Source organism: Microbacterium sp. zg-B96, assembly GCF_030246865.1.
GTDB lineage: Bacteria > Actinomycetota > Actinomycetes > Actinomycetales > Microbacteriaceae > Microbacterium.
The window spans coordinates 1,420,883-1,445,360 of the sequence record NZ_CP126738.1 but is presented as its reverse complement, the minus strand read 5'-3'; the positions used below and the strand labels follow the sequence as shown (position 1 = coordinate 1,445,360).

Below are 24,478 nucleotides of genomic sequence, written 5' to 3'. Positions count from 1 at the left end.
CTAGACTGAAATTCAGCGGCCACCCAGCCGCTGCGCACGCGAAGGAGACCCATGAGCAACCCCATCGGCGACCCCGGTCACGGACACTCCCCGGCAGCGTGGACCGCCGTCGTGATCATGCTGCTCGCGGTGGTGCTCGGCACCGTGTTCTTCTGGCTCGACATGCCGGCACTGGTCTGGGCCTCCGCCGGTCTCCTCGTCGTCGGCGCGGTCGTGGGCCTGATCATGGCCAAGGTCGGTTACGGCGTCAACGGCCCCAAGTACGCGTCGAAGCAGCATTGAGCATGCTCGCGGGCCTCACGGCCGGCGCAGTCGAGGATGCCGAGCAGCGAGCGCTGCTGCGCCCGCTCGCCGAGGTCGAGAGACTCGCTGCCGCGCAGGCACCGGCGCGTGACGCGCTGGCAGCGCTGGCACCGGTCGCACGGGTGAAGATCATCGCCGAGGTCAAACGCGCGAGCCCTTCGCGCGGCGACCTCGCGGCGATCCCCGACCCCGCCCACCAGGCCTCGCTGTACGAGACCGGCGGCGCCAGCGCCATCTCGGTGTTGACCGAAGGGCGCCGCTTCAAGGGGAGCCTGGCCGACCTCGAGGCGGTCAAGGCCGCCGTGACGGTGCCGGTGCTGCGCAAGGACTTCATCGCCACGCCCTACCAGGTGCTCGAGGCCCGCGCCTGTGGCGCCGACCTCGTGCTGCTGATCGTCGCGGCGCTCGAGCAGCCGCTGCTGGCCGAGCTGCACGCCCTCGTGCTGGAATTGGGCATGACGCCGCTGGTGGAGACCCATTCGCTGGACGAGGTGCACCGCGCCGCCGACGTGGGAGCGCGCCTGGTGGGCGTGAACGCCCGCGACCTGTCGACGTTCCAGCTGGACCGCGACCTGTTCGGCCGTCTGGCTGAGCACCTCCCCGCGGATGCCGTGAAGATCGCGGAATCCGCCGTACTCACCCCCGCCGACGTCGCCCACTACCGCGGTGCCGGCGCCGACGTCGTGCTCATCGGGGAGGCGCTGGTCACCGGCGACCCCGTCTCGACACTCACTGCTTTCCTGGAGGCCGGCTCATGAGCCTGCGCGATGCCGCTGGACCCTTCTTCGGCGAGTTCGGGGGCCGGTACATGCCGGAATCCCTCATCGCCGCGATCGACGAGCTGACCGCCGTGTACGAGGCGGCCAAGGTCGACCCCGCCTTCCAGGCGGAGTTCGAGGGCCTGCTGCGCTCCTACGCCGGTCGGCCGTCGCCGCTGACCGAGGTGCCGCGGTTCGCCGCGCACGCCGGCGGCGCCCGCATCTTCCTGAAGCGCGAAGACCTCAACCACACCGGTTCGCACAAGATCAACAACGTCATCGGGCAGGCGCTGCTCACCCAGCGTCTGGGCAAGACCCGCGTCATCGCCGAGACCGGCGCCGGCCAGCACGGCGTCGCCACAGCCACCGCGGCGGCGCTGTTCGGCTTCGACTGCACCATCTACATGGGCGAGGTCGACACCGAGCGTCAGGCGCTCAACGTCGCCCGGATGCGGCTGCTGGGCGCCGAGGTCATCCCCGTCACCACCGGATCGCGCACCCTCAAGGACGCGATCAACGAGGCATACCGCGACTGGGTCGCCAGCGTCGAGACGACCAACTACATCTTCGGCACCGCCGCAGGCCCCCACCCGTTCCCGGCGATGGTGCGCGACTTCCAGAAGATCATCAGCGAAGAGGCCCGCGCCCAGCTGCTGGCGGAGATCGGGCGCCTGCCCGACGCGGTCATCGCGTGCGTCGGCGGCGGATCCAACGCCATCGGCATGTTCCACGCCTTCCTCGACGACGAAGACGTGAAGCTGTACGGAGTGGAGGCCGCCGGCGACGGCGTCGACACGCTCCGTCACGCCGCCTCCATCGAACGCGGCCGCCCCGGCGTGCTGCACGGCGCGAAGACGTTCGTGCTGCAGGACGAGGACGGTCAGACCGTCGAGTCCCACTCCATCTCCGCCGGCCTGGACTACCCCGGCGTCGGACCCGAGCACGCGTGGCTGTCGGCCATCGGCCGCGCCGAGTACATCCCCGCCACCGACACCGAGGCGATGGACGCCCTGCGCCTGCTCAGCCGGACCGAGGGCATCATCCCCGCGATCGAGTCGGCCCACGCCCTCGCCGGCGCGCTGCGCCTGGGCCGCGAGATGGGCCCCGATGCTGTGCTCGCGGTGAGCCTGTCCGGCCGCGGCGACAAGGACATGGACACCGCGGCGCGCTGGTTCGGCCTGTACGGCGACGAAGCACCCGCACCGGTGGTCACCCCGCCGGAAGACGACGCCGCCACCGGCGAAGGGATCGAACTGTGACCTCCCGCGTCGCCGCCGCGCTCGATCGGGCCGCCGCCGAGGGGCGCGGTGCGTTCGTCGGCTACCTTCCGCTGGGCTTCCCCGACCTGCAGACGAGCATCGACGCCGCCGTCACCCTCGCCGAGAACGGCGCCGACGTGCTCGAGCTCGGCCCGCCGTATTCGGATCCGGTGATGGACGGCACCGTCATCCAGGAGGCCACTCAGGCCGCACTGGCCGGCGGCTTCCGGCTGCGCGACACGTTCACCGCGGTGCGCGAGATCGCCGCCCGCGTCGACGTGCCGATCCTGGTGATGACCTACTGGAACCCGGTCATGCAGTACGGCGTCGACCGCTACGCAGACGACCTGCTCGCCGCGGGGGGAGCGGGGCTCATCACGCCCGACATCACCCCCGACGCCGCCGCCGAGTGGATCGCCGCGTCCGAGCGCACCGGCCTTGACCGCGTGTTCCTCGCCGCCCCCACCTCCACCGACGAGCGCCTCGACCTGATCGTGGCGGCCTCGACGGGCTTCGTGTACACCGTCTCCACGATGGGCATCACGGGGGAGCGGGCCGATCTGGATGCCGCGGCGCGCACGCTCGTGCAGCGCCTGCGCGACCACGGCTGCGAGCGCGCCTGCGTGGGCATCGGCATCTCCACTCCCGAGCACGTCGCCGGGGTGCTCGACTACGCCGACGGCGCGATCGTCGGCACCGCGCTGGTGCGGGCGCTGCGCGACGGGGGACTGGACGGCCTCGCCGCCACGACCCGCGCACTCACCGCCGGCACCGCCGCGAACTAGACTTCTCAGGCCGGACCGCCGCCGGCCCTCCGAACGCAAGGACACGATCGCCCATGATCAACGCCGCCCTGAGCGTCGTCGCCAGCATCCCGAGCCCCGACGTGGCCTACTGGGATCTGGGCCCGCTGCGCATCCACATCTACGCGCTGTGCATCATCGCCGGCATCCTCGCCGCCGCCGTGCTCACCAACCACCGCCTCACCAAGCGCGGTGCCGAGCCCTGGGTCGTCATCGACATCGCCCTGCTCGCGGTGCCGCTGGCGATCATCGGCGCCCGCATCTTCCACGTGCTCACCCACCCGGGGTTCTACTTCGGTGCGGACAAGAACCCGTGGGCGGTCTTGTTCATCTGGGAAGGCGGCATCGCGATCTTCGGCGCACTCCTGGGCGGCGCCGTCGGCGCATGGCTGGGCTGCCGCTGGACCGGCATCCGCTTCTGGAGCTTCGCCGACGCGCTGGCCCCCGGCCTGCTGCTGGCGCAGGCCATCGGCCGGTTCGGCAACTGGTTCAACCAGGAGCTGTACGGCCTGCCGACCGACCTGCCGTGGGGCCTGGAGATCGACTACCCGAACGCGGCGTGGCCCGTCGGCCTGCCGGAGGGCACGCTGTTCCACCCCACGTTCCTGTACGAAGTGCTCTGGAACCTGCTGGGGGTCGTGGTCCTGCTGTGGGCCGGTCGCAAGCTCCGCCTGCAGTGGGGGCGCCTGTTCGGGCTCTACCTGGTCTGGTACAGCGCCGGTCGGATCGTGTGGGAGTCGCTGCGCATCGACCCCAGCGAAGTGATCCTGGGCCTGCGTACCAACGTGTGGGTCGCGATCCTCGGCGTCGTGGTGGGTCTGGTCATCATCGTCGTCCAGAAGCGCCGCCACACGGGCGGTGAACCGTCGGTGTACGTGCCCGGCCGCCAGTGGTACCCCGACGGGGTTGTACAATCACAGAACACCGAAGACTTCGTCGACGTGAGCGCACCCCCCGCGTCCGATGGTTCCGAGGAGACAGCCACAAGCGCAGTCCCCAGCAAGTAACGCCCAGGGCCGACGGCGTCCCATCTTGAGTATCAGAGTGAGGACGGAAGGTATGCCTTCGAGCCCCCGTCACAACGCCGGCGCACCAGCGGCGTTCCCCCCGCGTCAGGGGATGTACAACCCGGCCTTCGAAAAGGATGCGTGCGGGCTGGCGATGGTCGCCACCCTGCGCGGCCACGCCGGGCATGACATCGTCGAGCTCGCGCTGACGGCCCTGCGCAACCTGGAGCACCGCGGGGCCATCGGCTCCGACGCGGGCACCGGCGACGGAGCAGGCATCCTCACGCAGATGCCGGATGCCTTCCTGCGCGCGGTGGTCGACTTCGACCTGCCGCCGGTGGGGGAGTATGCCGCCGGCATGGCGTTCCTGCCGCTGGATGACGAGGCCCGCGAGGAGCTGAAGTCGGGCATCGAACAGCTCGCCGCCCGCGAGGGACTGACGGTGCTGGGCTGGCGCGTGGTCCCCACCGTCGAGGACAACCTCGGCAGGCTCGCCTACGACGCCCGCCCCACGTTCGAGCAGCTGTTCGTGTCACGGCCCGCCATCGGCGGCGCCGCAGCGCTGTCCGGCATCGAACTGGACCGCCGCGCCTACCGGCTGCGCAAGCGCGCGCAGCACGAACTGGGCGCCTACTTCGTCTCGCTGTCCTGCCGCACGCTCGGCTACAAGGGCATGGTCACGACGCTGCAGCTGGAGCCGTTCTACCCCGACCTGCAGGACGAGCGCTTCGCGTCGGAGCTGGCTGTGGTGCACTCGCGCTACTCCACCAACACGTTCCCGTCGTGGCCGCTGGCCCAGCCGCTGCGCATGCTCGCCCACAACGGCGAGATCAACACCGTCAGCGGCAACCGCAACTGGATGCGTGCCCGCCAGTCGCAGCTGGAATCCGAGCTGCTGGGCGACATCCGTCCGCTGCTGCCGATCTGCACCGACGGGGCGAGCGACTCCGCGTCGTTCGACGAGGTGCTGGAACTGCTGACCCTCAGCGGCCGGAGCCTGCCGCACGCGATCATGATGATGGTGCCGGAGGCGTACGAGAAGCAGGCCGACATCGCGCCGGATCTCCGGGCGTTCTACGACTACCACTCCATGCTCATGGAGCCCTGGGACGGCCCGGCCGCGCTCATCTTCACCGACGGCACGCAGGTCGGCGCCACGCTTGACCGCAACGGCCTGCGCCCCGGGCGCTGGACCGAGACCACCGACGGGCTCATCGTCATCGGCAGCGAGACCGGCGTGCTCGATTTCGAGCCGGAGCGCATCAAGCGTCGCGGCCGGCTGCGCCCCGGGCGGATGTTCCTCGTCGACACCGCGGAGCGGCGCATCGTGGAGGATGCCGAGATCAAGGCGCGCCTGGCCGCCTCCGAGCCCTGGGAGCTGTGGCTGCGCCAGCGGCTGCAGCTGTCGGAGCTGCCCGAACGCGAGCACATCGTGCACCCCATCGCCTCGATCACCCGTCGTCAGCGGACGTTCGGCTACACCGAGGAGGAGGTGCGCATCCTCCTCACCCCGATGGGGCAGAACGGCGCCGAGCCGATCGGCGCCATGGGCTCTGACACGCCCATCGCCGTCCTCAGTGAGCGACCCCGCCTGCTGTTCGACTACTTCGTGCAGCAGTTCGCGCAGGTCACCAACCCGCCGCTGGACTCCATCCGCGAAGAGGTCGTCACCAGCCTGCGCGCGGGCCTGGGCCCGGAGCGCAACCTGCTGTCCTCCGGTCCCGACCACGCCCGTCAGATCACCCTCGATTTCCCGGTGATCGACAACGACGAGCTCGCCAAGATCCAGAACATCGAGCGCATCATGCCCGGCCGCCGCGCCGTCACGCTCAAGGGGCTGTACCACTCCGACGCCGACCCGGGCACGCTGAAGGCGCGCATCGACGAACTGTGCGCCGAGGCGGAGCGGGCGATCGAAGACGGTGCGGAGTTCCTCATCCTCTCCGACCGCGACTCGACCAAAGACCTCGTGCCGATCCCGTCGCTGCTGATGGTCTCCGCGGTGCACCACCACCTCATCCGCAAGCAGAACCGGATGAAGGTCGGCCTGGTGGTCGAAGCCGGCGACGTGCGCGAAGTGCACCACGTGGCGACGCTCATCGGCTACGGCGCATCCGCGGTGAACCCCTACCTCGCGATGGAGTCGGTGGAGTACCTGGTACGCGCCGGGTTCATCACCGGGCTCACCCCCGAGAAGGCCGTCGCCAACGTGCTGTATGCGCTGGGCAAGGGCGTACTGAAGATCATGTCGAAGATGGGCATCTCCACGGTGTCGTCCTACGCCGGCGCGCAGGCGTTCGAAGCGGTGGGCCTGTCGCAGGAATTCATCGACGACTACTTCACCGGCACCGAGAGCAAGCTCGGGGGCATCGGCGTGGCCGAGATCGCCGCCGAGAACCAGGCGCGTCACAACTGGGCGTACCCCGAGGACGGCGCGGCGCGTGCGCACGAGCGGCTGTGGACCGGCGGCGAGTATCAGTGGCGCCGCGACGGCTCCCCGCACCTGTTCAACCCGGACACGGTGTTCCGCCTGCAGCACTCCACTCGCTCCCGCCGGTACGACATCTTCCGCGAGTACACCAAGCTCGTCGACGACCAGGCCAAGCAGCTCAAGACGCTGCGCGGCATGTTCACGCTCCGCAGCGGCCTGCGACCGCCCGTGCCGATCGACGAGGTCGAACCGATCTCGGCGATCATCAAGCGGTTCTCCACCGGCGCGATGAGCTACGGCTCCATCTCGAAGGAAGCGCACGAGACGCTCGCGATCGCGATGAACCGCATCGGCGGCAAGTCGAACACCGGCGAAGGCGGCGAAGACGTCGACCGGCTGCTGGACCCGCAGCGCCGCAGCGCCATCAAGCAGGTGGCATCCGGTCGGTTCGGCGTCACCAGCATGTACCTCACCCACGCCGAGGACATCCAGATCAAGCTCGCCCAGGGCGCCAAGCCCGGTGAGGGCGGGCAGCTGCCGCCGGCGAAGGTGTATCCCTGGATCGCCCGTACCCGCGGCGGAACCCCCGGGGTGGGACTCATCTCGCCGCCGCCGCACCATGACATCTACTCGATCGAAGACCTCAAGCAGCTGATCTTCGATCTCAAGCGCGCCAACCCGGCCGCCCGCGTGCACGTCAAGCTCGTCAGCCAGTCCGGCATCGGCGCGGTCGCCGCAGGCACCGCCAAGGCCCTCGCCGACGTCATCCTCGTCTCCGGCCACGACGGCGGCACCGGCGCGAGCCCGCTGAACTCGCTCAAGCACGCCGGAACCCCGTGGGAGCTGGGTCTTGCCGAGACCCAGCAGACGCTCATGCTCAACAACATGCGCGACCGGGTGGTCGTGCAGGCCGACGGGCAGCTCAAGACCGGCCGCGACGTGATCATCGCCGCGCTGCTGGGTGCAGAGGAGTTCGGTTTCGCCACGACCGCGCTGGTGGTGGAGGGCTGCATCATGATGCGGGTCTGCCACCTCGACACGTGTCCGGTGGGAGTTGCGACGCAGAACCCGGTGCTGCGTTCGCGCTTCACCGGCAAGGCCGAGCACGTGGTGAACTTCATGGAGTTCCTCGCCCAGGAGGTGCGCGAGTACCTCGCCGAGCTCGGGTTCCGCTCGATGGAAGAAGCCATCGGCCACAGCGAGCTGCTCGACGTCAACGGCGCAATCTCGCACTGGAAGGCCAGCGGCCTGGACCTGACGCCCATCCTGCGCGGGCCGGCGTTCGCCGAGTCGGCACCTCGCCGCAACATGCGCGGTCAGGACCATGAGCTCGAGGCGCACTTCGATGTGCAGCTGATCGAACGCGCTCAGGACGTCATCGCGCACGGCGGTCAGATCAGCATCGACCTGCCCATCCGCAACACGGAGCGGGCGGTGGGCACCATGCTCGGCAACCGGGTCACGCTGGCGCACGGCGTCAACGGGCTGCCATCCGGGTCGATCGTGGTGAACCTCACCGGCTCGGCGGGGCAGTCCTTCGGGGCGTTCCTGCCCGCCGGCATCACGCTGCGGCTGGAGGGCGACTCCAACGACTACGTCGGCAAGGGTCTTTCCGGCGGGCAGATCGTGGTGCGTCCGCCGCGTGGAGCCGGGTTCGACGCGTCCCGCAACGTGATCGCCGGCAACGTGATCGGGTACGGCGCGACGCAGGGCACCATGTTCCTGCGAGGCGTGGTGGGGGAGCGGTTCTTCGTGCGCAACTCCGGCGCGACCGCGGTCGTCGAGGGCGTGGGCGACCACGCGCTGGAGTACATGACCGGCGGACTCGCCGTCATCCTCGGCGCCACCGGGCGCAACCTCGGTGCCGGCATGTCCGGCGGCACCGCCTACATCTACAAGCTCGACCGGGCGCTGGTGAACCGCGAGTCGCTCGCCAGCGGCGAGCTGGAGCTGCTGGAGATGGGCTCCGGCGATATCGAGATCCTGCGCGACCTGCTGCTGCAGCACGTCGCCGAGACGGAATCGTCGCTCGCGGCATCCCTGCTGGAGAACTTCGACGTCGAGGCGGGCAACTTCGTCCGCGTCGTGCCGCGTGACTACGCGGCCGTGCTGCAGACCCGCCAGGAGGCGGCCGCAGAAGGACTCGACCCCGACGGCGACGTCGTCTGGAACCGCATCATGGAGGTGACGGGTGGCTGACCCCAAGGGCTTTTTGAAAGTCACCGAGCGCGAGCTGCCGCCGCGCCGACCGGTGCCGGTGCGCATCATGGACTGGAAAGAGGTGTACGAGCCGGGGGATTCGGCCGTGCTCCGCCGCCAGGCCGGCCGCTGCATGGACTGCGGTGTGCCGTTCTGCCACCAGGGGTGTCCGCTGGGCAACCTCATCCCGGAGTGGAACGACCTGACCTGGCGTGGCCAGTCCCGCAGCGCCATCGAGCGGCTGCACGCGACGAACAACTTCCCGGAGTTCACCGGGCGCCTGTGCCCGGCGCCCTGCGAGAGCTCGTGCGTGCTGGGCATCAACCAGCCCGCCGTGACGATCAAGCAGGTCGAAGTCTCGATCATCGACGAGGCCTTCGCGCGCGGCTGGGTCGAACCGGAGCCGCCGGGACGCCTCACCGGCAAGACCGTCGCCGTGGTCGGATCGGGCCCGGCCGGCCTCGCCGCCGCGCAGCAGTTGACCCGCGCCGGCCACACCGTCGCCGTGTTCGAGCGGGACGACCGCATCGGCGGGCTGCTGCGTTACGGCATCCCCGACTTCAAGATGGAGAAGCGTCACCTCGAGTCCCGGCTGCGCCAGATGCAGGACGAGGGCACCCGCTTCCGCGCCGGCGTCGAGATCGGCAAGGACATCCCCTGGGATCAGCTGCGGGCACGCTATGACGCGGTCGTGGTCGCCACCGGCGCCACCGTGCCGCGTGACCTGGCGATCCCGGGGCGCGATCTTGCCGGCGTGCACTTCGCGATGGAGTTCCTGGTGGAATCGAACAAGGCCGTCGCCGGCGACCAGGTTCCCAACCAGATCAGCGCGCAGGGCAAGCACGTCATCGTCATCGGCGGCGGCGACACCGGCGCCGACTGCATCGGCACGGCCCACCGCCAGGGTGCGCTGAGCGTGACCAACCTGGCGATCGGCAAGCAGCCGCCCGCGGCCCGGACCGACAGCCAGCCGTGGCCGATGGCGCCGACTATCTTCGAGGTGTCCTCCGCGCACGAGGAGGGCGGTGAGCGGGCATATCTGGCCTCCACCGTCGAGTTCCTCGGCAACGAGGTCGGCGAAGTGCGCGCGCTCCGGGTGGCCGAGACCGAGTACATCGACGGCCGCCGCGTCCCCAAGAGCGGCACCGAGCGCGAGATCCCCGCCGACCTGGTGCTGATCGCGATGGGCTTCACCGGCCCCGAGCGTGCCCAGCTGGAAGATCAGCTCGAGGCGCAGTTCACCCCGCGCGGCGCCATCACCCGCGACGACGACTACCAGGCGACGCACCCCGGTGTGTTCGTCGCCGGCGACGCCGGCCGCGGTCAGTCGCTCATCGTCTGGGCGATCGCCGAGGGCCGGGGAGCGGCGGCATCCGTCGATCGCTACCTCATGGGGGCGACGGAGTTGATTTCTCCCGTTCGCCCCACCGATATCGCAATCGGCCTGCAGGCGTAGGCTGGTACCTGCGGCAGTTGTCCGCCAATCCCCCCAACGACCGGAGCACCACACGATGAGACGCGCGAAAATCGTCGCCACTCTCGGCCCAGCCACGTCCACCTATGAGATGGTCCGCGCGATCATCGACGCCGGTGTCGACGTAGCCCGATTCAACCTGAGCCACGGGGACTACTCCGTGCACGAGAACAACTTCGCCAACGTGCGCAAGGCGGCCAAGGATGCCGGTCGCGCCGTTGCCGCACTGGTGGACCTGCAGGGACCCAAGATCCGTCTCGGCAAGTTCGCCGCAGGCCCGCACCACCTCTCCGAGGGTGATGTCTTCAAGATCACCACCGAAGACATCGAAGGCACCAAGGAGCTCGTCTCGACGACCTTCAAGGGCCTGCCCGCCGACGTCAAGCCGGGAGACTTCCTCCTGATCGACGACGGCAAGGTGCGCGTCGAGGTCACCGGCGTCGAAGGCCAGGTCGTCACGACCAAGGTCATCGTCGGCGGGCCGGTGTCCAACAACAAGGGCATCAACCTGCCCGGCGTCGCCGTCAACGTCCCCGCACTGTCGGACAAGGACGAAGCGGACCTGCGTTGGGGCCTGCGCGCAGGCGCCGACCTCATCGCCCTGTCGTTCGTGCGCAGCGCCGAGGACGTCACCCGCGTGCACGAGATCATGGCTGAAGAGGGCCGCCGCGTCCCCGTCATCGCCAAGATCGAGAAGCCGCAGGCCGTGGAAAACCTCGAGGAGATCATCGACGCGTTCGACGGCATCATGGTCGCCCGCGGTGACCTGGGCGTCGAGCTTCCGCTGGAAGCCGTCCCGATCGTGCAGAAGCGGGCCGTGGAGCTGTGCCGTCGCATGGCCAAGCCCGTCATCGTCGCGACGCAGATGCTCGAGTCGATGATCAACAACCCGGTGCCCACCCGCGCCGAGACCAGCGACGTCGCCAACGCCGTCCTCGACGGTGCCGACGCGGTCATGCTGTCCGGTGAGACCAGCGTCGGGGACTACCCCGTCGTGGTCGTGCAGACGATGGCACGCATCATCGAATCCACCGAAGACCACGGGCTCGAGCGCATCGCGCCGCTGAACACCAAGCCGCGCACGCAGGGCGGCGCCATCACCCTCGCGGCGATGGAGGTGGCCGAGTTCGTCGACGCCAAGTACGTCTGCATCTTCACCGAGTCCGGTGACACCGCCCGACGCATGTCGCGGCTGCGTCCGAAGATCCCGATGATCGGCTTCACCCCCGACCCGGCCATCCGCCGGCGGATGGCGATCACGTGGGGTGTGCAGTCGACCCTCGTGGAGCACGTGGCTCACACCGACCTCATGTTCATCCAGGTCGACGACTACCTGCTCTCCAACGGCCTGGCCGAGGTCGGCGACCGCGTCGTGGTGATCTCCGGATCCCCTCCCGGAATCATCGGGTCGACCAACGACATCCGCATCCACAAGGTGGGCGACGCCGTGCACGGCAAGGCGCCGATCTACAAGGCCGAGCAGTAAGGCCGGATGCCACCAGAAGAGGGATGCCGCGATGCGGCATCCCTCTTCTGTCGTTGGTACCGGTGGTGGGAGTCGAACCCACACGTCCGAAGACAACCGATTTTGAGTCGGTCGCGTCTGCCATTCCGCCACACCGGCAAGTACCTCAATGACGATACCGCAGGTACACAGCCTCGACTGGCCTAGAATGGAGACGTGACTGAGCTCGACGAAACCGCCACCCCCATGGCCACAGCCCCCCGACGCGTCGTCGTCGCCGAGGACGAGTCGCTGATCCGTCTCGACATCGTCGAGATCCTCCGCGACAACGGATTCGATGTCGTGGGCGAGGCCGGTGACGGTGAGACGGCCGTCCAGCTGGCCACGGAGCTGCGCCCGGACCTCGTGATCATGGACGTGAAGATGCCGGTGCTCGATGGCATCTCCGCAGCCGAGAAGCTGAGCAAGGCGCACATCGCGCCGGTCGTGCTGCTGACGGCGTTCAGCCAGAAGGAGCTCGTGGAGCGGGCGACCGAGGCCGGCGCGCTGGCCTACGTGGTCAAGCCCTTCACCCCGAACGACCTGCTGCCGGCGATCGAGATCGCCCTGGCCCGCTACGAGCAGATCATCACGCTCGAGGCCGAGGTCGCCGACATGGTCGAGCGGTTCGAGACCCGCAAGCTCGTGGATCGCGCGAAGGGTCTGCTCAACGAGAAGATGGGCCTGACCGAGCCCGAGGCGTTCCGCTGGATCCAGAAGGCATCCATGGATCGCCGTCTCACCATGCAGGACGTCGCCAAGGCGATCATCGAGCAGCTCGCGCCGAAGAAGTAACCAGACACCATTTTTCGGATGAGAAACACCGCGATGCGGTGGGTCTCATCCGATTTTTGGTTTCTCGCGGGGCACCGGGCACCCCGGCCGTCGGTTCAGCGTTCCCGGATCAGGTTCGTGATGCGCACCGTCGAGCAGCGTCGCCCGTCGTCGTCGCTCACGACGATCTCGTGCACCGTCATCGAGCGGCCTAGGTGGATCGGCGTGCAGACGGCGGTGACCTGACCGCTCGTGGCGGAGCGCGTATGGGTGGCGTTGATATCGGTGCCGACCGCCAGGCGCCCGGGGCCCGCGTGCAGGTTCGCGGCCATCGAACCCATCGATTCGCCGAGGACGACGTAGGCGCCGCCGTGCAGCAGCCCCACCGGCTGGGTGTTGCCCTCGACGGGCATGGTCGCGACGCACCGATCGACGGTGAACTCGGTGAATTCGATCCCCATCTTGTCGGCGAGGGCGCCGAGTCCACGTCGGGAGACCCACTCGAGTCCGGCGATGGGCGCGGCATCCTGATCGGTCATGTCCTGCTCTCGGCTCAAGGTGTCCCAGCCCGAAGTTAGGCTGTCATGGTGACGGATGCCGCAAAGCCTACCCTTCTCATCGTCGACGGCCACTCGCTGGCATACCGGGCGTTCTTCGCCCTCCCGGTGGACAACTTCACCACCAAGGACGGCCAGCACACCAACGGCATCTACGGGTTCCTGTCGATGTTCGTGAACCTGCTGAAGGCCGAGAAGCCCACGCACGTCGCGGTGGCGTTCGACACCTCACGGCAGTCGTTCCGCACCCGGGAGTACCCCGAATACAAGGCGAACCGCTCCGAGTCGCCCGCGGAGTTCAAGGGGCAGATCCCGCTGCTCCAGGAGTGCCTGGCGGCGATGAACATCACCGTGCTGCAGAAGGAGGACTTCGAAGCCGACGACATCCTGGCGACCCTCGCGACGGAGGGCGCCGCCGCCGGCTTCGACGTGCTGGTGTGCTCCGGCGACCGCGACACGATCCAGCTGGTCAACGACGACATCACGCTCCTGTACCCGAGCGTGCAGGGCGTGTCGCAGCTGAAGCGCTACGACCCCGCCGCGGTGGTGGAGAAGTACGGCCTGCCGCCGGAGAACTACCCCGACATCGCCGCACTCGTGGGCGAGACCAGCGACAACCTGCCGGGCGTGCCGAAGGTGGGGGAGAAGACGGCGGTGAAGTGGCTGACGCAGTGGGGGACGCTCGATGCCCTGCTGGAGAACGCCGACAAGATCCCCGGCGTCGTCGGCGGCAACCTGCGCGAGCACCTCGACGGCGTGCGCCGCAACCGCATGCTGAACCGGCTGCTACGCGACGTCGAGCTGCCGGTGACCCCGCAGGACCTCGCGGTGCAGCCCATCGACACCCAGGCCGTGCGCGACATCTTCGCGCGGCTGGAGTTCCGCACCCTGCTGCCGCGCGTGTTCGAGGCCGCCGGCGCCGTCGATACCGGCACGCACGAGGACACCCGTCCCGTCACCGCGGCACCCACCCCGATCGCGCCGGACGCGGCGGGGCTGTCCGACTGGTTGCAGGCGGCGCAGGGCGAAGTGTCCGTCACGGTGACGATGTCCGGCGGACTGCCGCAGCGCGTGGGTCTTGCCACCACGGATGCCGCGGCGGAAATCGACTGGAACGACGAAACCGCCGCAGTGCTCGCGCCGTGGTTCGCCTCGGCCGCACCCAAGGTCTTCTCCGACGCCAAGCCCCAGGTCAAGGCGCTGCGCCGCGCCGGCGTCACCGTCGACTCGCTCGTGTTCGATGCGATCGTGGCCGGCTGGCTGCTGCGCCCCAGCTTCCCGGACAAGAACCTCTCCGACCTGGTGGACCGCTACCTCGGCGAGAAGCTCCCCGAAGCCGACCCGACCCAGCTCGTGCCCGAGACCGAGGGTGCGACCCCCGGCCAGGTGTCGTGGTTCACGCTGCGGGTGGCCGAGGCGCTGCGCACAGAACTGCCCGAGAGCGTGGCATCCGTCCTCACCGACATCGAGCTGCCGACGCTGCTGACCCTCGCCGACATGGAGCTGGCCGGTGTCGCCGTCTCGCACGAGAAGCTCTCGGCGTTCTCCGGCGAGCTCGCCGAACGCGCCGAGACCATCGCGCAGCAGGCGTACGTCACGATCGAGCGGGAGGTGAACCTCGGTTCACCCAAGCAGCTGCAGGACGTGCTGTTCGAGCAGCTCCAGCTGCCGAAGACCCGCAAGACCAAGACCGGCTACTCCACGGATGCCGCGGTGCTCGCCGACCTGCAGGAATCCAACCCGCATCCGTTCCTGGACCAGCTGCTGCAGCACCGCGAGGCCACGAAGCTGCGGCAGATCATCGAGTCGCTGGACACCGCGATCGCCGCCGACGGCCGTGTGCACACCACGTACGTGCAGACCGGAAGTCAGACCGGGCGCCTGTCCAGCACCGACCCCAACCTGCAGAACATCCCCATCCGCACCACCGAGAGCCGCCGCATCCGTGCCGCGTTCCAGGTGGGCGAGGGCTACGAGACGCTGCTGACGGCCGACTACTCGCAGATCGAGATGCGCATCATGGCGCACCTGTCAGGCGACCCCGGACTCATCGAGGCGTTCCGCTCCGGCGAGGACCTGCACCGCTTCGTCGGCGCCCGCGTGTTCGGTGTGGAGCCGGAGGAAGTCACCTCCGCGATGCGCACCAAGGTGAAAGCCATGTCGTATGGGCTCGTCTACGGCCTGTCGGCATTCGGCCTGTCCAAGCAGCTGCGCATCGAGCAGTCCGAGGCCAAGGGACTCATGCTCGAGTACTTCGCCCGCTTCGGCGCGGTGCGCGATTACCTGCGCTCCTCGGTGCAGCAGGCCAAGATCGACGGGTACACCGAGACGATCTTCGGCAGGCGGCGGCCGTTCCCCGACCTGTCCAGCCCCAACCGGGTGCTGCGCGAGAACGCTGAGCGGGCCGCGCTGAACGCGCCCATCCAGGGCAGCGCCGCCGACATCATGAAGATCGCGCTGTTCCGCATCCACGCCGAGTTCGCCCAGCAGCAGCTGCGCTCGCGCGTGCTGTTGCAGATCCACGATGAGCTCGTGGTGGAGGTCGCACCGGGGGAGTGGGACGCCGCAGAGCGGATCGTGCGCGAGCGCATGGGCGATGCCGCCGAGCTTTCGGTGCCGCTGGATGTGCAGATCGGCCGCGGCGCCGATTGGGACGAGGCGGGTCACTGATGCGCGTTTGTCCTCCGGTCCCCAGCCGCGGGTTCTAGGCTCAAGGGATGACCGAGACCTCACGGCCCACGACCCCGATCGACGAGATCGCGGATGCCTGGGTGGACACCGCCGCCGAACTCTCCCCGATCCTGGCGACCTACATCGGACGCACCGAGCACAACGGCAGGTTCGACGACCTGTCGCCCGCCGGTGTGGCGCGCGCCGCGGAGGCCGCGCGCACGACGCTGGCAGCGCTCGAAGCGGCCGAGCCCGTCGACGACGTCGACCGGGTCACGAAGGAGGACCTGACGCGCGAGCTGCGCCTGCAGCTGGAACTGCACGACGCGAAGGCCCATCTGCGCGACCTCAACGTCATCGCCTCGCCCGCACAGGATCTGCGCTCGGCGTTCGACCTCATGCCCACCGACACCGTCCAGGACTGGGGCGTGGTCTCCACCCGACTGAAAGCCCTGCCCGCGGCGATCGACGGCTACATCGAGACGCTGCGTGAAGGCATCGCGGAGGGTGTCGTGCCGGCGCGACGTCAGGTGCTGGAGGTCGTCACGCAGATCGCCCGGTACACCAGCGACACCGGGTTCTTCGCCGGCTTCGTCGCCGACGCGGCACCGGCGGAGGGACACCTACCCGCGTCCCTGGCCAGGGAGCTCACCGACAACAGCAACGCCGCCCGCGTCGCGTACGACGAGCTGTCGTCGTTCCTGTCGAACGAGCTCGCCCCCGAGGCCTCGGAGCAGGACGCGGTGGGGCGCGAGCTCTACGCGCTGCACTCCCGGCGGTTCCTCGGCGCCGAGATCGACCTGGATGAGACGTACGAGTGGGGGATCGAAGAGCTCGCCCGCATGGTGGCCGAGCAGGAGTCGATCGCGAACCAGATCTCTCCCGGTGCCACCGTCGAAGAAGCCGTCGCGCTGCTGGAAGCCGACCCCGCCCGCCAGCTGCACGGCACCGAGGCGCTGCAGCGGTGGATGCAGGAGACCAGCGACCGTGCCGTCGAGGAGCTGGGTCGGACCCACTTCGACATCCCCGAGCCGATCCGCAAGCTCGAGTGCATGATCGCCCCGACCAACGAGGGCGGCATCTACTACACCGGCCCCACCGACGACTTCTCGCGGCCGGGCCGCATGTGGTGGTCGGTACCCGAGGGCGTCGACACGTTCGACACCTGGCGGGAGCTGACCACGGTGTATCACGAGGGTGTTCCGGGTCACCACCTGCAGATCGCGCAGGCGGTGTACAACCGCACCCAGCTGAACTCGTGGCGCCGGCTGCTGGCCGGCACCAGCGGGCACGCCGAAGGGTGGGCGCTGTACGCCGAGCGTCTCATGGAGCAACTGGGCTACCTCGACGACCCCGCCGACCGCCTGGGCATGCTCGACGGGCAGCGCATGCGTGCCGCCCGCGTGGTGCTGGACATCGGCGTGCACCTGCAGAAGCCGCGTCTGGACGGCACCGGCACGTGGGACTTCGACTACGCGCTGGAGTTCATGCGCCGGAACGTCAACATGTCCGACGAGTTCGTGCGGTTCGAGGTCAACCGTTACTTCGGGTGGCCGGGACAGGCACCGTCGTACAAGGTCGGCCAGCGCATCTGGGAGCAGCTGCGCGACGACGTCGCCGAGCGCGAAGGCGCGGACTTCTCGATCAAGCAGTTCCACAAGCGTGCGCTGGACGTCGGCGGCGTGGGCCTGGACACGCTGCGCGCCGCACTGCAGGCCTGATCCGGCTCAGCGACGGGGAGTGTCGTGGAGAAGCGCCACGACCTCCTCGTCACTGGTCTGGTTGAAACGCTCGTAGAACTGCCCCACGGCCCAGAAGTCCCGCACCGGCTGCACGCAGACCCAGTCGTCGGCGGCATCCGGCGGCGGACGCCACCGCGCCGGCGCCACCGGCGCTGCGAGCACGACCCGCGCCGCCCCCTGCGCGCGCACCGCCCGGCAGGCGGCCGTGGCCGTGGCACCGGTGGCGACACCGTCGTCCACGACGATCGCGGTGCGTCCGGTGAGATCCGCTTCTCCCAGCCCGTACCGGTCGGTGCGTCGCTGCAGTTCCACGCGTTCCCGGCGCTCGACGGCGGCCAGCTGGTCCGAGGTGAGCCACCGGCGGGCCACCGCCTCGTCGTTGAGCACACGCACGTCCTGCGCGATCGCGCCGGCGGCGACCTCGGACTGCGCCGGGACACCGAGCTTGCGCACCGCCACGGCCGTGAGCGGCAGCTGCAGCTCGCGGGCGACGGCGGCGGCCACCACCACGCCGCCGCGGGGGATGCCCACCACGACCGCGTCGGTGCCGCGCCAGGCCTCCAGCGCTGCCGCCAACGCGACACCCGCAGCGACCCGATCGGCGTACACGGTCACGCCTCCACCGTACGCTCGCGGCATCCGTCCGTCACGCCTGTCGCGAGCGTAGGAGATGTGGCGAAGGTAGGACCGATCGCCACCGAAACCTCCTACGCTCGTCCCATCTCCTACCCCCGGCACGCCCTGGAATGCGGACGCACCCCGTAACGTTGCATGCACGTGAATAGAAAGGAGCCGCGGATGCCTGACACGGCACTGCAACTGGGACTCGACACGTTCGGCGACATCACCCGGGGATCGGATGGCGAGCTGCTGAGCGCCGCGCAGACGATCCGTCACATCGTGGACCAGGCGGTGCTGGCCGACGAGCTGGGTCTCGCGGCGTTCAACGTGGGGGAGCACCACCGCCGCGAGTTCGCCGTCTCGAGCCCCGAGATCGTGCTGGCCGCGATCGCGGCGCGCACCAGCGGCATCCGGTTGGGCACGGCGGTCACCGTACTCTCCAGCGACGACCCGGTGCGCGTGTACGAGCGGTTCGCCACGCTCGACGCGCTGTCCGCCGGGCGCGCCGAAGTGATCCTCGGTCGCGGATCCTTCACGGAGTCGTTCCCGCTGTTCGGATACGACCTGCACGACTACGAGGTGCTGTTCGAGGAGAAGCTCGACCTGTTCTCACGGCTGCTGACAGAGCAGCCCGTCACGTGGGAGGGCACGACGCGAGCAGGACTTGCGGATGCCGATGTGTTCCCGAAGACGGAAGGCGGGCTCACCGCGTGGGTCGGCGTCGGGGGGAGCCCGGAGTCGGTCGTGCGCACGGCCCGCTACGGTTACGGGCTCATGCTCGCGATCATCGGCGGTCCGGCGGACCGCTTCCGGCCGTTCGTCGACCTCTTCCACCGGTCGCTGGAGACCTTCGGTCACGGCTCGCGCCCCGTCGGCATCCATTCGCCGGGCTACGTCGCCGAGACCGACCAGCAGGCGTGGGAGGAGGCGTACGAGCACTTCGAGGTGATGAACAACACGATCGGCCGCGAACGCGGCTGGCCCGCGTACAGCCGGCTGCGCTTCCAGCACGACGTGGGCCCCGAGGGGGCGCTGTACGTCGGGTCCGCGGAGACGGTGGCACGAAAGATCGTCGACACCGTCACGATGCTGGGCGCCGACCGGTTCGACATGAAGTACTCCACCGGCACTCTGCCGCACGGGAAGATGATGCGATCGATCGAACTGTACGGCTCGGTCGTCGCCCCGCTCGTGCAGGACATGCTCGCGTCGCACTGAGCTGGCGCGGTGGGGGCCGCCGCATCAATACCATGACGGTATGACCGAAGCCGCCACAGCTCCTGCGACCGCGTCGGAGCGCCTGGACCGTCTGCCGTTCACCCGTCGGCATCTGCGGGTGCTCACCGGCTCCGGCATCGGCTGGGCGCTGGACGCGATGGACGTGGGACTGATCTCGTTCATCATCGCGGCCCTCGCCGTGCAATGGTCGCTGCAGCCACAGGAGACGGCGTGGATCGCCTCGATCGGGTTCGTGGGCATGGCGATCGGCGCGAGCCTGGGCGGCCTGCTCGCCGACCGCTTCGGGCGCCGCCAGGTGTTCGCGCTGACCCTGCTGGTCTACGGCATCGCGACCGGCGCGAGCGCGCTGGTGGGGGGCCTGGCGATGCTGCTGGTGCTGCGGTTCTTCGTCGGGCTGGGCCTGGGTGCCGAGCTGCCGGTGGCGAGTACCTACGTCAGCGAGTTCGCCCCGGCCCGCATGCGGGGCCGTCTCATCGTGATCCTCGAGGCGTTCTGGGCCGTCGGGTGGACCGCCGCCGCGCTCATCGGCTACTTCGTGATCCCCGCCTCGGACGACGGCTGGCGGTGGGCGTTCTTCCTCGGCGCGATCCCGGCGGTGTACGCCCTGATCGTGCGGTGGAGTCTGCCGGAATCGGCCCGCTGGCTCGAGCGGCGGGGACGGCTGGCCGAAGCGGATGCCGTCACGAGGTCGTTCGAGGATGCCGCACCGGCCGGGGCCGTCGCGGTCTCCGTGCGAGTCGTCCCGGTGGCGCCGACGGCGCCGCCGGCAGCCGTGCGCACCGGCGACCGGCTGAAGGCGCTGTGGTCGGCGGAGTTCCGCGTGCGCACGGCGTGCTTGTGGCTGGTGTGGTTCTGCGTCAACTTCTCGTACTACGGGGCGTTCATCTGGATCCCCACCATCCTGGTGGCCCAGGGCTACGACCTGGTGCGCTCGTTCGGTTTCACGCTGATCATCACGCTCGCGCAACTGCCCGGGTACGCCGTCGCGGCGTGGCTGATCGAAGTGTGGGGGCGGCGGCTCACCCTGTCGGTCTTCCTCGCGGGTTCCGCCGTGGCCGCCGTGCTGTTCGGCACCGCGACGGGGGAGGGGGCGATCATCGCGACCGGCATGGCGCTGTCGTTCTTCAACCTGGGTGCGTGGGGCGCGCTGTACGCCGTCACGCCCGAGATGTACCCGACGTCGCTGCGCGCCACCGGGTCGGGGTGGGCCGCCGGTGTCGGCCGCATCGCGTCGATCGTCGCACCGCTGACGGTGCCGCCGCTGCTGGCCGGCGGGGGCGCGCCCCTGCTGTTCGTGGTGTTCGCGAGCTTCTTCGTCATCGCCGCCGCCGCGGCCTGGGGACTCGCCGACAGGCGGGGCCTCGCCCTGGACGACAGGTGACCTGCGCGTAGGCTGATCCGATGGCATCCGTGCGTTACGTCGCGATCGGCGATTCATTCACCGAGGGCATCGGCGACGACCTCCCCGACGGACGCGTCCGCGGCTGGGCGGACCTCGTGGCGCAGGCGTGGGCGGATGCCGCAGGTGAACCGCTCGAGTATGCCAACCTCGCCATCCGCGGCAAGCTCATCGACGGCATCCTCGCCGAACAGCTGGAGCCCGCCCTCGCATTGAAGCCGACGCACCTGTCGTTCAACGGCGGCGGCAACGACATGATCCGCCCGCGCACGTCGATCAGGCACGTGGCCGACGGGTTCTCGCACGTGATGCGCCGGTGCGACGAAGAGGGCGTGCAACTCATCATGCTGTCGGGGGCGAACCCCTCCGGCCAGCTGCCGCTGAGCCGCGTCATCCAGCGCCGCGGTGACCTGCTCACCGCCGCCGTCGAGCAGCGCGTCGCCGACCGGCCCGACGTGGTGACGGCGTTCAACTGGCCCGACCGGGAGCTGTCGACCCCGCCGTACTGGTCCGAGGACCGGTTGCACATGAACACGCGCGGGCACCACCGGGTCGCGGCGCGCGTTCTGGAGGCGCTCGATATGGACGCGCCGGAGGGATGGTGGTCGCTGCCGCATCTGCCGCCGGTGGCCCTGCGCGGCGCGGCGTACTACCGCGCCCACGTCGGCCCGTGGGTGCGGCGACGGCTGACCCGCACCTCATCCGGGGACAACCGCGAACCGAAGCACCCGTTCTGGGTACCGGTGGAGCCCCGTCAGGAACGCACGGCGTAGGTCAGCTCGGCGAACTGGCCGTTGCGGCGCACATCTGTGAGTTTGAGCCGGTCGGCACCGAATCGGCGGGGCAGCAGCGGCCTGCCGGCGCCGAGCGTCGCCGGCGCGACCGAGACCCGGATCTCGTCCAGCAGCCCCGCGTCGACGAACTGGCCGGCGAGGTCCCCGCCGCCGACGACCCAGACATCCAGGTGCCCGGCCGCTTCGCGGATCTGCGACCAGTAGTCGGTGACGGGGCCGGCGGCGAACCGCACGTCGGCGCCGGGGACGGCGGTCAACTCGCGCGTCGTGAACACCCACGTGGGACGAGGACCGTAGAACGCAGGCCACTTCTCGGGGTGGGCGATGAGGTCCTCGTGGTCGAGGACCCACTGGTACGTCGTCGAGCCCTGCACCAGCACTCCGATCCCGTCGAGGAACGTCTGGAAGTCGGCATCCCCACCCTCTCCGCCGGGAACGGCGAACAGCCAATCCAGCGAATCGGCCTCGTCTGCCAGGTAGCCATCGAGCGTCGTCGCGGTGTAGAAGATCACGCGTGCCATGGGCGCCACGCTACCGGCGCGCGCCGACCCGCACAGTACCCCTGGCTGTGTCAAGCCCTCCCGGGCGAACCGGCGCCTACGAGAGGATTCCGAAGTTACCCGAACCGAAAGGAACTGCCATGAGCATCGGAGCCGGAATTGCGCTCTTCGTCATAGGAGCGATCCTTGTGTTCGCCGTCAACGTCCAGGTGGAATGGTTCAACCTCGACATGATCGGCTACATCCTGATGGGCGCCGGTGTGCTGGTGTTCATCATCGGCATCGTGCTGATGGCACGCCGCCGTTCGACCGAGACCGTCTCACGCACGGCCGTCGACCCGGTCGCCGGCGAGCGGATCACCCGTCGGTCCACCACGACGTCCGGCGACGACACCGTCTGACCCTCGCGCGGCCCGGTGCCGCCGCACGCGCGACTAGAGTCCTGGAGTGACGGATTTCGAGATGGCGCGCGTGGCCGGCGGCACCGTCACGCTGCACGATGCCCGGCAGCAGCGTCGCTGGCACGTGACCCTCGAGCCGTTCGAGATCGGGGTCTATCCCCTCACGCAGGAACAGCTCGCCGAACTGCTGGGGGAACCCGCTCCGCACCCGCGGCGCCCCGCGGCCGACGTGAGCTGGTTACGCGCCGTGCGGGTGTGCAACGCGGCATCCGAATGGGAGGGCCTCGACCCGGCGTACACCTTCGACGGCGAAGAGGTCACGTGGCACGTGGACTCCGACGGGTACCGGCTGCCGACCGAGGCGGAGTGGGAGTTCGCCTGCCGCGCCGGGTCGACCGGCGCTCACTACGGGCCGCTGGACCAGGTGGCCTGGACCGCCGACGACGGCGGCTCGGCACCGCACGACATCGGCGGCAAGCTGCCGAACCTCAACGGCCTGTTCGACACCCTCGGCAACGTCTGGGAGTGGTGCTGGGACCTGCTGGACCCGGCACGCTACGGCGACTACCGCGTCTTCCGCGGCGGCGGGTTCGCCGACGACGCGTGGAGTGTGCGCGCGTCGACCCGTCGCGGCGGAGCGCCCCGCATGCACCACGACGACGTGGGACTGCGCCTGGCCCGGGGCGGGTTCGACGCCGTCGACGCCGCGCAGGGATGGTCGGCCGCCGCAGACCGCGAGCGCACGATGACCGACGGCCCACTGCCGCCCGGCTGGACCCCGCGGCGCTGAGCCGCGGCGCGGGCCGTCTCCCGCCGTCGGAATTCAGCCTCAGCGGCATCCACTAGTCCTTCCGGGTGGGATTTCGGCCCCACAGGCTGAATTCCGGCGCCCGGCGACCGATACCCCGCGGGAGAATCGACGTTGTGACGTTTAACCGCCTCACCGCTGCCGACACCGGCATCCTGCGCGCTTTCCTCCGCGACGCGGATCTGACCCTCGCCGGCCTCAACGCCCCCGCGGTGCGGCTGTGGGTAGAGCGCGCCGCCGACGGGTCGATCATCGGCAGCACCGGATATGAACTGAGCGACGATGGCGCCCACGCGCTGATCCGCAGCGTCGCGATCGCGCCCGAGCACCGGGGGACCGGAGCCGGATCGCGGCTCGCGATGTTCGCGATGGCGGATGCCGCGGCCTCCGGGGCCACCCGAGCGTGGCTGTTCTCCCGGCGGTCGGGGCCGTTCTGGCGCAAGCTCGGGTTCGCCGAGGCAGACCGCGACGAACTCGCCGCCGTGCTGTCACAGACGTGTCAGGTGCGTCTCTTCGTTCAGACCGCCCAACTCGACCACGAGGTCGCCTGGTCACGTGCCGTCGCCGACCTCGCGCTTGACGCGCGCGACGGGGGCTATGCCAGCATGGCGCAATGACAGCGGTGACCGTGCGCCCGATGACCCCCGAAGAGTACGCGCAGTGGCAGACGCTGCTCGCGGAGGAGTACTCGGCCGAACAGGTCGCCGCCGGGAGGTGGTCGCAGGAGGGATCGGTGCAACGAGCGCGCGACGAGACCGCGAAGCTCCTTCCGCAGGGACTGGCGACCGAGGGGATGCTGATCCTTCGCGGTGTCGACGCCGAGGGCGTGCCGGTCGGACGCGCCTGGGTCAGCCTGGATCACCCGCGCGGCGCACCGGGGGTGGCGTTCCTGTATGACATCGAGGTCGTCGAGACCAAGCGGGGCCAGGGATTCGGCCGGGCTCTGCTCGCCGCGGTGGAGGACGCCACGCGCCGGGCCGGTGCGGCCGCGCTGGAGCTGAACGTGTTCGGAAGCAACGCCGTGGCGATCGGGCTCTACGGCTCCGCCGGCTACGACGTGGTCACGCAGCAGATGCGGAAGGCGCTGTAGCGGAGGGGCGCGTCGGAATTCAGGCTGAGCGGCGCACACGGCCCCGAAACGGGGCTCGGCGGTCCTCTCAGCCTGAATTCCGACGGGGGCGACCAGGTGCGGCGCCCCTAGAGTGGTCCCCGGCGGCATGCCCCCGATGGAAAGA

The 24,478-nt window shown here is 69.6% G+C and carries 21 protein-coding genes and 1 tRNA gene; 18 read left to right on the top strand and 4 right to left on the bottom strand.

The genetic code is table 11. From position 1 onward, the window contains the following. The first annotated feature begins 51 nt into the window (after positions 1-51). Genes QNO11_RS06650 through pyk form a run of 8 tightly spaced genes read left to right on the top strand, consistent with a single transcriptional unit; the run spans position 52 to position 11,720 of the window. Complete coding sequence (locus QNO11_RS06650) at positions 52-282, top strand: DUF6704 family protein (RefSeq protein WP_257509854.1); 231 nt, start codon at positions 52-54, stop codon at positions 280-282. Between the two features lie 2 nt (positions 283-284). Further along, the gene (gene trpC / locus QNO11_RS06645) at positions 285-1,061 is read left to right on the top strand and encodes an indole-3-glycerol phosphate synthase TrpC (RefSeq protein ID WP_257509855.1); all 777 of its coding nucleotides are present in this window, start codon (positions 285-287) and stop codon (positions 1,059-1,061) included. Then, the gene (trpB, locus tag QNO11_RS06640; protein ID WP_257509856.1) at positions 1,058-2,320 is read left to right on the top strand and encodes a tryptophan synthase subunit beta; all 1,263 of its coding nucleotides are present in this window, start codon (positions 1,058-1,060) and stop codon (positions 2,318-2,320) included. Before trpC ends, trpB begins: the two co-directional genes overlap by 4 nt. After that, positions 2,317-3,105, top strand: coding sequence for a tryptophan synthase subunit alpha (trpA, locus tag QNO11_RS06635; protein ID WP_257509857.1), 789 nt, complete (start codon positions 2,317-2,319; stop codon positions 3,103-3,105). Before trpB ends, trpA begins: the two co-directional genes overlap by 4 nt. A 53-nt stretch (positions 3,106-3,158) precedes the next feature. Next, positions 3,159-4,130, top strand: coding sequence for a prolipoprotein diacylglyceryl transferase (lgt, locus tag QNO11_RS06630; protein WP_257509858.1), 972 nt, complete (start codon positions 3,159-3,161; stop codon positions 4,128-4,130). Positions 4,131-4,182: 52 nt separating this feature from the next. Beyond that, positions 4,183-8,760 carry a glutamate synthase large subunit gene (gene gltB / locus QNO11_RS06625; protein ID WP_257509859.1) on the top strand — a complete coding sequence of 1,526 codons (4,578 nt, stop codon included), beginning with the start codon at positions 4,183-4,185 and terminating at the stop codon, positions 8,758-8,760. Beyond that, entirely contained in the window at positions 8,753-10,216 is a 1,464-nt protein-coding gene (locus QNO11_RS06620; protein WP_257509860.1) for a glutamate synthase subunit beta, read from the top strand. The genes gltB and QNO11_RS06620 overlap by 8 nt, the downstream gene beginning before the upstream one ends. Before the next feature lie 55 nt (positions 10,217-10,271). After that, the gene (pyk, locus tag QNO11_RS06615) at positions 10,272-11,720 is read left to right on the top strand and encodes a pyruvate kinase (protein WP_257509861.1); all 1,449 of its coding nucleotides are present in this window, start codon (positions 10,272-10,274) and stop codon (positions 11,718-11,720) included. A gap of 54 nt (positions 11,721-11,774) precedes the next feature. Here the strand turns inward: pyk and QNO11_RS06610 are convergent. Further along, positions 11,775-11,858 (bottom strand) — tRNA-Leu (locus QNO11_RS06610). Positions 11,859-11,945: 87 nt separating this feature from the next. Between QNO11_RS06610 and QNO11_RS06605 the strand changes: the two genes are divergently transcribed. Beyond that, positions 11,946-12,533 (top strand): ANTAR domain-containing response regulator, encoded by a 588-nt coding sequence (locus QNO11_RS06605; protein WP_257493765.1) that lies wholly within the window; start codon positions 11,946-11,948, stop codon positions 12,531-12,533. A 95-nt stretch (positions 12,534-12,628) separates the two neighbouring features. Here QNO11_RS06605 and QNO11_RS06600 read toward each other — a convergent pair whose 3' ends face one another. Next, positions 12,629-13,051, bottom strand: coding sequence for a hotdog fold thioesterase (locus tag QNO11_RS06600; RefSeq protein ID WP_257509862.1), 423 nt, complete (start codon positions 13,049-13,051; stop codon positions 12,629-12,631). Positions 13,052-13,099: 48 nt separating this feature from the next. Here QNO11_RS06600 and polA point away from each other — a divergent pair, with 48 nt between their 5' ends. Together polA and QNO11_RS06590 are read left to right on the top strand one after the other, a co-directional pair. Beyond that, positions 13,100-15,739: a DNA polymerase I gene (polA, locus tag QNO11_RS06595; protein ID WP_257509863.1), complete on the top strand. Its 2,640-nt coding sequence runs from the start codon at positions 13,100-13,102 to the stop codon at positions 15,737-15,739. Positions 15,740-15,786: 47 nt separating this feature from the next. After that, on the top strand, positions 15,787-17,460 hold the full coding sequence (locus QNO11_RS06590; RefSeq protein WP_257509864.1) for a DUF885 domain-containing protein: 1,674 nt from the start codon (positions 15,787-15,789) through the stop codon (positions 17,458-17,460). 6 nt (positions 17,461-17,466) lie between these two features. On the opposite strand, the gene QNO11_RS06585 is transcribed toward QNO11_RS06590, so the two are convergent. Then, a complete protein-coding gene (locus QNO11_RS06585) occupies positions 17,467-18,096 on the bottom strand; it encodes a phosphoribosyltransferase (RefSeq protein ID WP_257509865.1) in 630 nt (209 codons plus the stop codon). Positions 18,097-18,279: 183 nt separating this feature from the next. Here QNO11_RS06585 and QNO11_RS06580 point away from each other — a divergent pair, with 183 nt between their 5' ends. The 3 genes from QNO11_RS06580 to QNO11_RS06570 are packed head-to-tail and all read left to right on the top strand — an operon-like array spanning position 18,280 to position 21,513. After that, the gene (locus QNO11_RS06580; protein ID WP_257509866.1) at positions 18,280-19,320 is read left to right on the top strand and encodes an LLM class flavin-dependent oxidoreductase; all 1,041 of its coding nucleotides are present in this window, start codon (positions 18,280-18,282) and stop codon (positions 19,318-19,320) included. 40 nt (positions 19,321-19,360) lie between these two features. Continuing rightward, positions 19,361-20,722, top strand: a complete 1,362-nt coding sequence (locus tag QNO11_RS06575) for an MFS transporter (protein ID WP_257509867.1) — start codon at positions 19,361-19,363, stop codon at positions 20,720-20,722. Between the two features lie 20 nt (positions 20,723-20,742). Then, the gene (locus QNO11_RS06570) at positions 20,743-21,513 is read left to right on the top strand and encodes an SGNH/GDSL hydrolase family protein (RefSeq protein ID WP_257509868.1); all 771 of its coding nucleotides are present in this window, start codon (positions 20,743-20,745) and stop codon (positions 21,511-21,513) included. Here the strand turns inward: QNO11_RS06570 and QNO11_RS06565 are convergent. Next, positions 21,495-22,055: a dihydrofolate reductase family protein gene (locus QNO11_RS06565; RefSeq protein ID WP_257509869.1), complete on the bottom strand. Its 561-nt coding sequence runs from the start codon at positions 22,053-22,055 to the stop codon at positions 21,495-21,497. The two genes, QNO11_RS06570 and QNO11_RS06565, sit on opposite strands and share 19 nt — an antisense overlap. Before the next feature lie 119 nt (positions 22,056-22,174). Here QNO11_RS06565 and QNO11_RS06560 point away from each other — a divergent pair, with 119 nt between their 5' ends. From QNO11_RS06560 to QNO11_RS06545, 4 genes are all read left to right on the top strand, one after another. Next, positions 22,175-22,435 carry a DUF6458 family protein gene (locus QNO11_RS06560; RefSeq protein ID WP_257509870.1) on the top strand — a complete coding sequence of 87 codons (261 nt, stop codon included), beginning with the start codon at positions 22,175-22,177 and terminating at the stop codon, positions 22,433-22,435. Between the two features lie 46 nt (positions 22,436-22,481). Next, positions 22,482-23,225 carry a formylglycine-generating enzyme family protein gene (locus tag QNO11_RS06555; protein ID WP_257509871.1) on the top strand — a complete coding sequence of 248 codons (744 nt, stop codon included), beginning with the start codon at positions 22,482-22,484 and terminating at the stop codon, positions 23,223-23,225. A gap of 134 nt (positions 23,226-23,359) precedes the next feature. Further along, positions 23,360-23,860, top strand: coding sequence for a GNAT family N-acetyltransferase (locus tag QNO11_RS06550; protein ID WP_257509872.1), 501 nt, complete (start codon positions 23,360-23,362; stop codon positions 23,858-23,860). After that, complete coding sequence (locus QNO11_RS06545; RefSeq protein ID WP_257509873.1) at positions 23,857-24,333, top strand: GNAT family N-acetyltransferase; 477 nt, start codon at positions 23,857-23,859, stop codon at positions 24,331-24,333. The genes QNO11_RS06550 and QNO11_RS06545 overlap by 4 nt, the downstream gene beginning before the upstream one ends. Positions 24,334-24,478: the final 145 nt, after the last annotated feature.

Coding starts and splice junctions, on each gene's coding strand:
- QNO11_RS06650 (WP_257509854.1), top strand. CDS start 52: ATGAGCAACCCCATCGGCGACCCCGGTCACGGACACTCCCCGGCAGCG.
- trpC (WP_257509855.1), top strand. CDS start 285: ATGCTCGCGGGCCTCACGGCCGGCGCAGTCGAGGATGCCGAGCAGCGA.
- trpB (WP_257509856.1), top strand. CDS start 1,058: ATGAGCCTGCGCGATGCCGCTGGACCCTTCTTCGGCGAGTTCGGGGGC.
- lgt (WP_257509858.1), top strand. CDS start 3,159: ATGATCAACGCCGCCCTGAGCGTCGTCGCCAGCATCCCGAGCCCCGAC.
- gltB (WP_257509859.1), top strand. CDS start 4,183: ATGCCTTCGAGCCCCCGTCACAACGCCGGCGCACCAGCGGCGTTCCCC.
- pyk (WP_257509861.1), top strand. CDS start 10,272: ATGAGACGCGCGAAAATCGTCGCCACTCTCGGCCCAGCCACGTCCACC.
- QNO11_RS06605 (WP_257493765.1), top strand. CDS start 11,946: ATGGCCACAGCCCCCCGACGCGTCGTCGTCGCCGAGGACGAGTCGCTG.
- QNO11_RS06600 (WP_257509862.1), bottom strand. CDS start 13,051: ATGACCGATCAGGATGCCGCGCCCATCGCCGGACTCGAGTGGGTCTCC.
- QNO11_RS06590 (WP_257509864.1), top strand. CDS start 15,787: ATGACCGAGACCTCACGGCCCACGACCCCGATCGACGAGATCGCGGAT.
- QNO11_RS06580 (WP_257509866.1), top strand. CDS start 18,280: ATGCCTGACACGGCACTGCAACTGGGACTCGACACGTTCGGCGACATC.
- QNO11_RS06575 (WP_257509867.1), top strand. CDS start 19,361: ATGACCGAAGCCGCCACAGCTCCTGCGACCGCGTCGGAGCGCCTGGAC.
- QNO11_RS06570 (WP_257509868.1), top strand. CDS start 20,743: ATGGCATCCGTGCGTTACGTCGCGATCGGCGATTCATTCACCGAGGGC.
- QNO11_RS06565 (WP_257509869.1), bottom strand. CDS start 22,055: ATGGCACGCGTGATCTTCTACACCGCGACGACGCTCGATGGCTACCTG.
- QNO11_RS06560 (WP_257509870.1), top strand. CDS start 22,175: ATGAGCATCGGAGCCGGAATTGCGCTCTTCGTCATAGGAGCGATCCTT.
- QNO11_RS06545 (WP_257509873.1), top strand. CDS start 23,857: ATGACAGCGGTGACCGTGCGCCCGATGACCCCCGAAGAGTACGCGCAG.